An 11,970-nucleotide genomic window follows, 5' to 3' on the forward strand; every position below is an offset into this window, starting at 1 on the left:
CGCAAGTAGGGAAAGGCTGAAGGAATATGCCATCGAAGACAGTCATGGTCGGTCTGGCCACCTGCGGAATTTCCGCCGGCGGCGAGAAAGTCTACGAAGCCTTTCAGAAGGAATTGCAGGACGGCGCGGATTTTGTCCTCCGCGAAACCGGCTGCGTCGGCATGTGCTATCGTGAAGTCCTGGTCTCGGTCTCCAACGGCAACGGCAGCGGCTACCTCTACGGCGAAGTTACCCCCGACCGCGTCAAACGCATTGTCCAGGAGCACATCCAGCAAGACAAGCCGATCGAGGAGTGGCTGGTTTCGGGCCAAGATCGCGAAGTCGGATTCTTCGACCGCCAGGAACGCATCGTCCTGCGCAATTGCGGCATCATCGATCCCGGCTCGATCAAGGATTACCTCGAGGCCGGCGGCTACCAGGCGCTCGCAAAAGCCCTGAAATCATTGTCGCCGGAGCAAGTGATCGAACAGGTCAAAATATCCGGTCTGCGCGGGCGCGGCGGCGGCGGTTTCCCGACCGGCAAGAAATGGGAACTCACCCGTGCTAACCAGTCGGATAAGAAGTATATCATCTGCAACGCCGACGAGGGCGACCCCGGCGCGTTTATGGATCGCTCTGTCCTCGAAGGCGATCCCCACTCGGTCATCGAAGGCATGATGATCGCTGCCTACGCCATCGGCGCGGATGAAGCCTACATTTACTGCCGCGCCGAATATCCCAAGGCGATTGCACGTCTGCGGCAGGCCATCGCCCAGGCCCGGAAGCAAGGCTACCTCGGTGAGAAGATTCTCGGCAGCACATTCAATTTCAATATCAAGATCAAGGAAGGCGCCGGTGCGTTTGTCTGCGGCGAAGAAACCGCGCTGATCGCCTCCATCGAAGGCCGTCGCGGCATGCCGCGCTTCCGCCCGCCGTTCCCGGCGCAGAAGGGCTTGTGGGGTAAACCGACCTCGATCAACAACGTCGAAACCTTTGCCAATATCCCGTGGATCATCACCAACGGCGGCGCCGCCTATGCCCGCCACGGCACCGAGAATAGCAAAGGCACCAAGGTCTTTGCGATGGCCGGCAAAGTCAAACGCACCGGCCTTGTCGAAGTCCCCATGGGGATCACCATCAACCAGATCATCTTCGAAGTCTGCGGCGGCATTAATCACGACAAGAAATTCAAAGCCGTGCAAATGGGCGGCCCCTCCGGCGGCTGCATTCCCGCGACCATGGGCGACACCCGGATCGACTACGAGCAAATCAACAAGACCGGTGCCATCATGGGCTCCGGTGGCCTGGTCGTTATGGACGAAACTACCTGCATGGTCGATGTCGCCAAGTTCTTCCTCGCTTTCACTCAGTCCGAATCGTGCGGCAAATGCACCTTCTGTCGCATCGGTACCAAGCGGATGCTGGAAATTCTCGAACGCATCACCGAGGGCAAGGGGCGCGAAGAAGACCTGGACACCCTCGACCAGCTCGGCGAGCAGATCAAAATCGCTTCGCTCTGCGGCCTCGGCCAGACCGCGCCCAATCCGGTGCTGACGACGCTCCGCTATTTCCGCGACGAATACGAAACGCATATCCGCCAGAAGAAATGTCCCGCGCACGTCTGCACGCCCTTGTTAACCTACACGATCGATCCCGAAGCCTGCACCGGCTGCACGCTTTGCGCCCGCGCCTGTCCCACCAATGCCATTACCGGTGAGAAGAAACTCGCGCACGTGATCAATCAGGAGCTCTGCATCAAATGCGGCAAATGCTTCACGGTCTGCAACCCGCTCGCCGTGGTGAAGGACTGAGGTGACTATATGATTAACATCAAGATCAACGGACAGCCCGTCACCGCCGACCCGAATCGGACCATCCTCGAAACCGTCCATGACTTCAAGCTCGATTCGATTCCGACCCTCTGCTACGACCCCAAGCTCGAACCCTTCGGTTCCTGCTTCCTCTGCGTGGTCGAGGTTGCCGGTATGAGCAAGCTCGTCCCCGCTTGCGCCACCAAACCGTGGGAGGGAATGGACATCCAGACCCGGTCCCCCAAAGTCGTCTCCGCCCGCAAGACCTGTCTGGAACTGCTGGTCTCGAATCATTTCGCCGAGTGCTTCGGCGCCTGCCGCCTCAATTGCCCGGCCGATATCGATATCCAGGGCTACATGTCGCTGACGTACCTGGGCAAGTACCACGATGCGGTCAGGCTGATCAAAGAAAAGAACCCGTTCCCGTCGGTCTGCGGCCGCGTCTGCACCCGCAAATGCGAACTCGCCTGTCGCCGCAAGCTGATCGACGATGCCGTCGGTATCGACTACCTCAAGCGCTTTACCGCCGACAAAGATTTCGACGACATGTGGACGCCGGTGCCCAAGCCGCGCAACGGTAAGAAAGTTGCCATCATTGGCGGTGGTCCGGCTGGCCTCACCTGCGCCTATTACCTTGTCCTCGAAGGCTACGAGCCAACCGTCTTCGAGGCGTTGCCCGAACTCGGCGGCATGCTTCGCTATGGCATCCCCGAGTACCGCCTGCCGAAGGCGATCCTCGATAAGGAAATCAAGTGGATCACCGACCTTGGCGTTGAAGTCCACACCAACACGCGCCTCGGTGCCGATATCACCATCGACAGCCTCATGAACAATGGCTACAAGTCGGTCTTTGTCGGCCTCGGCGCGCAACTGGCCAAGTCAATGGGCATCGCCAATGAGCAAGTCCAGCGCGTCCTTGGCGGCGTCGATTTTCTCCGCGATGTCACCATGAACCAGGCCCCGCCGATCAAGGGCCGCGTCGTGGTCGTCGGCGGCGGCAACACCGCTATCGATGCTGCCCGCACCAGCCTGCGTCTCGGCGCGGACGAGGTCATCGTCCTCTATCGCCGCACCCGCAAGGAAATGCCGGCCAACGAACTGGAAATCGTCGCGGCGGAGCAGGAAGGTATCAAGATCAGCTACCTGGCCGCGCCGACTAAGATCAACTCCAGAGACGGCGTGCTCCAATCGATGGAATGCATCGAAATGGAACTCGGCGAACCCGACTCCTCCGGTCGCCGCCGTCCGGTCGAGAAGAAGGGCTCAAATTACCTCCTCGAATGCGACTGGGTGATTTCAGCGATTGGCCAAGAGGCCGATCTCGCCGGCGTCTCCAACGGCGACGGCGATGGCCACGATGTTGAACTCTCCAAGTGGCACACGATCATCGCCGCTGAGGGCACCTTTAACACCTCGCGTGAAGGCGTTTTCGCCGGCGGTGATGTCGTCACCGGCCCGGCAGATGCTATCGATGCGATCGCTGCCGGTCGCCTTGCTGCCTTCGCTATTATGAACTACATCGAGACCGGCAAGTACGAACGCCTGCGCCCGGTCTTCGCCAGCCGCAAAGACAACCTCAAGAAGTTCACCGCCGAGGACATCTGCGATCCGACTCCCAGTCAGCGCGTGCACCTCGCTGAACTGCCGGTGGAACAGCGCATCCGCAGCTTCCAGGAAGTTGAACTCGGTCTGACCGAAGAGCAGGCGCGCTTCGAAGCCTGCCGCTGCGTCGAGTGCGGCTGCCAGGTCGCCATGAACTGCAAACTGCAGGACTACTGTAGCGAGTACGGCGCCGACCAGACCAGGTACGCCGGCGCGTTCAATCGCTACAAAGTTGACACGCGCCACCCGTTCATCACGCTCGATTCCAATAAGTGCATTAACTGCGGGCGCTGCGTGCGCACCTGCGCCGATATCCTCGATGTCGCCGCCCTCGGTTTCGTCTATCGCGGCTTCAAGACCATGGTCAAACCGGCACTCGAAAAACCGTTGGCCGAAACTTCCTGCATCTCCTGTGGTAATTGTGTCGACGTCTGCCCGACTGGCGCGATCGTCGACAAGATGCCCTTCGGCCGCAGCGGACCGTGGCTCATGAACAAGGTCAAGAACGTTTGCAACTTCTGCTCGGTTGGCTGTAACGTCGAAATCAACGCCAAAGCCCCCGACCTGTTCTATGTCTCCGGCTCCTTCGCCGGCGAACCGAATTTCGGCGAACTCTGCGTCCGCGGTCGCTACGGCTATCAGCAATTGCTCGGCAACGAACGTCTCCGCCGGCCGCTCCTCCGCAAAGGCGGCGATTTGGTGCCCGCCACTTGGCCGGAGGTCTGGGAGCGAATCGAACAGGGCGTCAAAGATCTGCATCTTGAATACGGCCGCGACTCCCTGATGGTGGCTGCCTCGCCGAAACTGACCGACGAAGAACTCTATCTTGCCGGCAAGCTGGCCCGCGTCACCCTCGAAACCAACACCATCGGTAGCTTCCAGCAATTGGCCAGCGAAGGCGATTATCACGCGCTCGACAATATCCTGGGCACCACTTCGTCAACCTGCGGCAGCCGCGAACTTGAGGCGGCGGACTTGATCCTCCTCGTCAACTGCGACCCCTTCAAGGAAAACCCTGTCCTCGGCTTCCGTCTCAAGCGGATGCTCACGAAGGGCAAGCAGGCAATCGTGATTAATTCCTCCGACGTCGGCATCAATCGCTTCGCCTCGATCTGGCTCGATCCGCGCCGCGGCACGTCGACGCTTCTGCTCAACGCGCTTTCTGCCACCATCATTCAGCAGGATGGCCAGGATGATCGCTATCTGACCGACCGCACCGCCGGCTTTGATCGCTATCGCCGCCACGTCGAGGTGCTCGATCTCGATGAAGTCGAAGCAGTCACCGGAGTGCTCTCTGACAGGATTACCGCTTGCTCACAGCTGTTGCTCGATCCGAGCAAGAAGGTCGTGGCGATCTACAACCTCGACAGCCGTCGTGACCGCTCGCCCAATGATCTCAAAGCCCTCGCCTCGCTATTGCTGTTGACCGGACGTATCGGCACTCCCGGCAACGGCCTGATCCTGCTGTCCAACCAGGCGAATACCCGTGGCCTGCAGTTGGCTGGCTTTGACCAGCACCTGCTCCCGGGCGGCGCGCCGCTCAGTCTTGAAGGTGTGCAGCAGTTGACCGGAGTTTGGAAGTCGGATCTGGCTTGCCTGCTCAAGGCGCACCGTTCGTTCCGCGATGAATTCGCCGGCGATACGATCAAAGGCGCCTTCATCCTCGGCGAAAACCCCGCCATCGATCCCGAGTGGGCCAAGCGGATCGAGCAGTTGGAGTTTCTCGTCGTCGCCGATCTCTACGTGACTGAGACCGCTAAGATGGCCGATGTCGTCCTGCCGCTCAACTCCTACGTCGAAGACGAAGGCACCATCACCAATTGGGAAGGGCGGCGGCAAACAATCAAGTCCCTCGGCAAACCCCTCACCGGCCACAGTAACCTCGAAATCATCGCGCAGCTCATGCATGCCGCCGACGGCGGCGCCGCCGGCGTCGTCTACAGCCACGATTGGCTGCTTAAAGAGACGCACCAGCTCTTGCCGCCGCGCGAAACCGCGCCCGACAATCTGGCGCGTTTTGCCTCCGCGTTTCCGACCGCAACCGGTAAGGCGCACTTCGAGGTCTACCCGACCCAGATCAAGGCGACTGATGTCAAGTGCCCCAGTGTGCTTGTGCTCGATGAACGCACCGACACCCGCCTGGCGCAGTTGTTTGGCCAGATGTAGCCTGACTACGGTTCCACGATCCGCAATACAAAACGCCGTCGGAGTCTGACTCCGACGGCGTTTGCTTTGCCGCGACATCCGTGCCTCGATCTACTCTGATTTCTTCTCGATCTTCGCCCACGTGTCCTTGAGACTGACCGTGCGGTTGAAAACCAACCGGCCGTCCCGCGTTTCCAGATCGGTCGTGAAGTAACCCAATCGCAGGAACTGATAGTGCATCCCCGGCTTGGTCGCTTCCAGCGACGGCTCGACAATCGCATCAGTCAATACCTGCAGCGAATTCGGATTCAGCCCCGCCTTCCAATCCTGTCCCTCTGGCACGTCATCGGGGTTCTCCGACATAAACAGCCGATCGTAAAGCCGCACCTCGGCGCGCCGTCCGTGCGCCGCCGACACCCAGTGCAGTGTGCCCTTTACCTTCTTGGTCTCCGCCAGTGCGCCGCCCGACTTGGTCTCCGGATCATATGTACAATGCACCTCAACAATGTTCCCCGCAGCGTCCTTCCTCACGTCGGTGCACTTGATGATGTAGGCGTGCTTCAAGCGCACCTCGGCGCCGGGTGACAGCCGGAAATACTTCTTCGGCGGATCCTCGCGGAAATCGTCCTGCTCGATGTATACCTCGCGCGAAAACGGTATCTGCCGCCTGCCGGCGCTCTCATCCTCCGGATTGTTGATCGCTTCAAGTTGCTCTACCTGGCCTTCCGGATAATTCGTGATCACCAGCTTCAGCGGCCGCAACACCGCCATCACTCGTGGCGCGGTCTTGTTCAGATGCTCCCGCAGACAGTGCTCGAGCAGGGCAATATCCACCGTCGAATTCGCCTTCGCCACGCCGATCCGGTCGCAGAAATCTCGGATCGCCTCCGGCGTGTACCCGAGCCGCCGCATGCCGCGAATCGTCGGCAGCCGTGGATCGTCCCAGCCGCTGACCAATCCTTCTTTCACCAACTGCAGCAGCTTGCGCTTGCTCATGACCGTGTAGGTCAGATTCAGCCGCGCAAACTCGATTTGCCGCGGATGGTAAATCTCCAACTCATCGAGAAACCAATTATACAGCGGGCGGTGATCTTCAAATTCCAGCGTGCAGATCGAATGCGTAATCCGCTCGATCGAATCCGACTGTCCGTGCGCGAAATCGTACATCGGGTAGATGCACCACTTGTCGCCGGTGCGATGATGCGTGCTGCGCAGGATGCGATACAGCACCGGGTCGCGCAGGTTGATGTTGCCGCTCGCCATGTCGATCTTGGCGCGCAGCGTCTTCGACCCGTCCGGAAACTCGCCCCCGCGCATCCGTTCGAATAGATCAAGGTTCTCCTCGACCGAACGCCCGCGATACGGGCTCTCCTTACCTGGCGCCGTCAACGTGCCGCGATATTCCCGAATCTGGTCCGCATTGAGGTCGCAAACAAACGCCTTGCCCTTCTTGACCAGCTTGATTGCCCATTCATAAAGTTGGTCATAGTAGTCGGAGGCGTAGTATAGCCGGTCCTCCCAGTCGAAGCCGAGCCAGCGAACATCCTCGATGATCGCCTTGACATACTCGTCTTCTTCTTTCTCCGGATTGGTGTCGTCCATCCGCAGGTTGGTCTTGCCGCCGTATTCCGCCGCTACCCCGAAGTTCAGGCAGATCGACTTGGCGTGGCCGATATGAAGATAGCCGTTCGGCTCCGGCGGAAATCGCGTCTGCACCCGACCTTCATACTTGCCCGTTTTCAGGTCTTCTTCGATGATGTCCTTGATGAAATTTGACGGTCGGCTGGTCTCGGCACTCATAGTCTGTCGTCTTGATTCCGCTTTCTGCTTGATTATCGACAACTCCCAAGCGCCGATAACATCGCGACGGCCTCGGAATGGGGAAATACATATGCAATTTTCCTCCAAATGTTAAGCAAAAATTCGCGGCTGCATTTGACACTCGCTCTGATCAAAGCCGACCGATTCACCTTCGTATCATCTCCTCGTGCCCGCGCTTCTGAGCGATGATCCTCACATCAAAGCTCGGGACCGATCAGGTTCACAACGTCTTCAGCCTGCTGCGCGATCTTGATCTGCAAGTCTCCTCCTGAGCTGAAGCCGCAGCCACTTGCCGCATTCATTCAGACAGCAACTCCCGTCTCGCCTGCTGGCTCGCTCGTGCCGACCTGATAAATCGTCGTCCCGACCTCCAATTCCGCTTGCCGGATTGCCGCTTTTCGCTATTTTGCATGGAAATAGGAGAATATCTATGCAATTACTCGATACTGCGCGTCTGGCTATTCTGGCGAGCGTAATTGTTACCGCAACGGCCTCCGGCCAAGCCTGGAACTGGGGCAGGCAACTCGCCACCTACACTACCGGCGGCTACGGCACCAACAAAGTTACTGCTATTGCCACCGATCCCTCCGATAACATCTACCTCGTCGGCGACTTCGGCGACAGCGCACAATTCGGCGCCACCAAACTCAAGAGCGTCAGTGCCGGCGCGGACATGTTCGTGGCCCGGATGAACTCCGCCGGCAACACCGTTTGGGCCAAGCGCTTTGGCTCCTCCTACTTTCTCGATCAGGCGATCGACATCGTTACCGACTTCGATGGTAACGTCTACGTCGCCGGCGCTTTCAGCGGCACGCTCGATTGCGGCGGCGTCCAGGTCGCGAGCACTGCCACTTCGATGGCTGCCCTCGTGAAGTACAACAGCAACGGCGATGCTCAATGGGCCTCGCTGATCCCCGGCGTCATCAGCGGTCCCGGCGGCTTGCTCTACTCCGGCACCAACATCTATGTCGCCGCCGGTCGCACACTCGCCAAGTTCACCCTTGATGGCGACACCGTCTGGACCCATATCATGCCGGCCAGCAGCAGTAACACCGTCAGCTATCGCGACATCGCCATCGATGTTTGGGGCTGCCTGCTCGTCACCGGGCGCATGACCGGCACGCTCACTTACGGTACCGATGTGCTCTCAACCGCAAGCGGCACCGATCCCGACATCTTCGTGGTCAAGTTCGAGCCCGACGGCTCCTTCATGTGGGCGCGGCGCGGCGGCGCGGTTTCAACACCCGGTCAGGAGGATATCGGCCATGCGGTTGCCACCTCCGATCATGGTGATGTCTACATTGTCGGCGAGTACCAGGGCAAGGCCGGGTTCGATACCGACACCGTCAACGCCGGCAGCGCTATCGCCGGGTCGTGTCTTATCAAGTACAACTCCGATGGCGTCGTGCAGTGGGCAATCGGCTCCAGCGGCCCGCTCGGCTCAACCTATCGCGCCCGCGGCCTTCGCGTCCTGGCCAACAACGATCTCCTCGTCGCAGGCAACTACGCCGTCGGCGTCACCTTTCCCGGTTCCATCGTCAACATTTCCAGTCCCGCGGATGTCCTTTGCCTCCGCATCAATGCCGACGGCACCATCCTCTGGAGCGCGCGCAGCACCGGCCTGATCACCAATACTTACCCGCTCTGTCTGGCGCTCAATCCCAATCGATCCGCCGCCTATATCGGTGGGCAGTTTCATGCCGCTGTCACCTTCGGCCCCAATACCATGTCGCTGGCCGGTGGCGCGCAGGACGGCTTTGTCGCCCAGATGGACGTCAGCGTTGCGACTGCCGCTGACGACGACATCACCGACCCGCTCCCCCGGTCGTTCAACCTGTCGCAAAACTATCCCAACCCCTTCAATCCGACCACGACGATCGAGTACCGCGTGCCGCACGCAACTGAAGTTGCTCTCGCTGTTTACAATCTCCTCGGCGAGCGCGTGCGCACCCTGGTCGATCAGCCGCTGCCGGCAGGCGATCACTCCGTGCTCTGGGACGGCCGCGATGACTCCGGTCACGCCGTCGCCTCCGGCGTCTACCTCTACCGCCTCCGAGTCGGCGCCGTCACCGAAACTCGCAAAATGACCCTTCTGAAATAACAAATCGATCGCCATACCCGTAGGGGAGGGGCTTGTCCCCTCCCGCCCTCATCATTTCGCCCCCTCCGGCCCTCATCAACTCGCCCGCTTCTCGCCCGCTCCAGTCTGATGGGCACCTCCGGACTTCGACGGTTGCGGCAGGCCTTGATTTCGCGCCGTCATCTCGCCGCCGCCACGAGTTCCATCGATCCGAAGCGAAATTGTGACCTGCCGCCGCATCGCAATTCGTCCGCTGAGACTCTCAGACACTTCATCACGCCTACGGCTGAATTCCATTCCAATGCGGCCAACATCCCCCTTGACTTTGCCCCCCGCCCCGGTATCATACCGCCCAAGAGGACTGCTGACGAAAGGATCTTCCGCCGTGAAAGGCTCGCTCGACTTTATCTTCCGCCCCAAATCGATCGCCGTCATCGGCGCCACCAACCGCCGCGGCTCCATCGGGCGCGAACTCCTCCACAACATCATCGACTACGAATTCGAAGGTAAAGTCTTCCCGGTCAATCCGACCAAATCCGTGATCCATTCGATCAAATGCTACTCGACCATCCTCGATGTGCCCGACTCGGTTGATTTAGCCGTGATTGTCGTCCCCAAAGAACTCGTCCTCGCCACCGTCGAGCAATGCGGCGAGAAGGGCGTCAAGGGCGTTCTCACCATCACCGCCGGCTTCAAAGAGCAGGGCAAGGCCGGTGCCGAACTTGAGGCCCAGGTCGCCGCCGCCGTCAAACGCTATGGCATGCGCATGATCGGCCCCAACTGCTTCGGTATCATCAACGCCGACCCCGCCGTGCATCTCGATGCCACCTTCTCGAAAATTCGCCCCTCGTTCGGCAAGATCGGCCTGATCTCGCAATCGGGCGCGCTCGGCGAGGCCATCCTCGCGCAGGCACAGGAGATCAACCTCGGCCTCTCGATGTTCGCCTCGATCGGCAACAAGGCCGATATCGACGGCAATCACATCATCGAATACTGGCGTGACGACCCGACCGTCGAGATCATTCTGCTCTATCTGGAAAACTTCGGCGACCCGCGTACCTTCAGCAAGATCGCGCGCGAGGTCACCCGCACCAAACCGATCATCGTTGTCAAGTCCGGCAAGACCACCCAGGGCGCCGCCGCCGCGTCCTCGCACACCGGCGCGCTCGCCGGCCTCGATGTCAGCGTTGACGCCCTCTTCGAACAAACCGGCGTCATCCGCGCCAACACCATCGAGGAAATGTTCGACGTTGCCAACGCTATGGCCAAGATGCCGGTACCCAAGGGCAACCGCGTCGCCATCGTCACCAACGCCGGCGGTCCCGGCATTCTCGCCACTGATGCACTCGTTTCCAGCGGCCTGACCTTGCCGCAATTCAACGCCTCAACCGTGAAGGCGATTCAACCGATTCTGCCGAAAGGCACGCCCGTCAACAACCCGCTCGATCTCGTGGCCGGCGCCACCGGCGTCGAGTTCCGCAAGTCGCTTGCGCACGTCACCAAAGATCCCAACATCGACTCGGTCATCGCGATCTGCGTCCCGCCGGTGACGATCGACCTGAATCTCGTCGCCGATGCCATCATCGACACTGCGCGCGAATCGAAACTGCCGACCTTCGCCTGCTTTATGGGTGTGACCTACGGTTCTGACGCCTTCGAGCGTCTGCGTCACGCCGACATTCCGGCGATGATCTTCCCCGAATCGATCGCCACCATGCTCGCTCACATCGACAAGTACCGCCGCTACCTCGATCGGCCCGAGGGCAAGATCGTCAAAGTGAAAGGCGACAAGGAGCGCGTCGCCCAGATCATCGCGAAAAACCGCAAAGCGAAGAATCCCGCCGTGATCGGTGATGACGCTCTGCAGGTGCTGGATGCATACAAAATTCCGGTCGCAGCCTATCAGTATGCCTACTCCCGCGAGGAGGCCGCCAAAATCGCACAGAAGATCGGTTTTCCGGTCGTGATGAAAGTCAACACGCCCCACATCCTGCACAAGACTGAGTACAAAGCCGTCGCCGTCGACCTGCGCACACCGCAGGAAGTCCTTGAAGAATACTCCGAGATGCAGAAGCGCATTAAGAAGGCGATGCCGAACGCTAAAGAGAAGTTCTCCGTCGTGATCCAGGAAATGATCACCGGCGGCGTCGAGACCGTCATCGGCATGACCACCGATCCCTCCTTCGGTCCCTTGATCATGTTCGGCCTTGGCGGCATCTACGTCGAAGTGATGAAGGATGTCTCCTTCCGCATCGCGCCGCTGACCGATGTCGACGCCACCGAGATGATTCAGTCGCTCAAGGGCTACAAACTCCTCACCGGCTTCCGTGGCTCCAAGCCGGTCAGCATTTCTTCGATCGAGGATGCCATCGGCAAACTCTCGCAACTCGTGCTCGACTTTCCCCATTTCGCCGAGATCGACATCAATCCCTTTATCGTGACCGCCGACACCGCCAACACCCGCGCCGTCGACGCCCGCTTCGTCCTGACCAGAGAATAACTTCCGCGCCGTCGACGCCCGCTTCGTTCTGA

The 11,970-nt window shown here is 59.9% G+C and carries 5 protein-coding genes; 4 read left to right on the forward strand and 1 reads right to left on the reverse strand.

Annotation, left to right across the window (positions count from 1 at the left end):
* Positions 1 to 26: 26 nt before the first annotated feature.
* Together nuoF and IT585_09080 are read left to right on the forward strand one after the other, a co-directional pair.
* Positions 27 to 1,790 carry an NADH-quinone oxidoreductase subunit NuoF gene (nuoF, locus tag IT585_09075; GenBank protein MCC6963390.1) on the forward strand — a complete coding sequence of 588 codons (1,764 nt, stop codon included), beginning with the start codon at positions 27 to 29 and terminating at the stop codon, positions 1,788 to 1,790.
* A gap of 9 nt (positions 1,791 to 1,799) precedes the next feature.
* Positions 1,800 to 5,558: a molybdopterin-dependent oxidoreductase gene (locus tag IT585_09080; protein MCC6963391.1), complete on the forward strand. Its 3,759-nt coding sequence runs from the start codon at positions 1,800 to 1,802 to the stop codon at positions 5,556 to 5,558.
* 90 nt (positions 5,559 to 5,648) lie between these two features.
* Here IT585_09080 and IT585_09085 read toward each other — a convergent pair whose 3' ends face one another.
* On the reverse strand, positions 5,649 to 7,337 hold the full coding sequence (locus tag IT585_09085) for a glutamine--tRNA ligase/YqeY domain fusion protein (protein ID MCC6963392.1): 1,689 nt from the start codon (positions 7,335 to 7,337) through the stop codon (positions 5,649 to 5,651).
* Between the two features lie 451 nt (positions 7,338 to 7,788).
* On the opposite strand from IT585_09085, the gene IT585_09090 reads away from it, so the two are divergent.
* Both IT585_09090 and IT585_09095 read left to right on the forward strand, forming a co-directional pair.
* The gene (locus IT585_09090) at positions 7,789 to 9,459 is read left to right on the forward strand and encodes a T9SS type A sorting domain-containing protein (GenBank protein ID MCC6963393.1); all 1,671 of its coding nucleotides are present in this window, start codon (positions 7,789 to 7,791) and stop codon (positions 9,457 to 9,459) included.
* 364 nt (positions 9,460 to 9,823) lie between these two features.
* A complete protein-coding gene (locus tag IT585_09095; GenBank protein MCC6963394.1) occupies positions 9,824 to 11,938 on the forward strand; it encodes an acetate--CoA ligase family protein in 2,115 nt (704 codons plus the stop codon).
* The last annotated feature ends 32 nt before the right edge of the window (positions 11,939 to 11,970 follow it).

It is taken from the genome of Candidatus Zixiibacteriota bacterium (genome assembly GCA_020853795.1).
Taxonomy (GTDB): Bacteria; Zixibacteria; MSB-5A5; order CAIYYT01; family CAIYYT01; genus JADJGC01.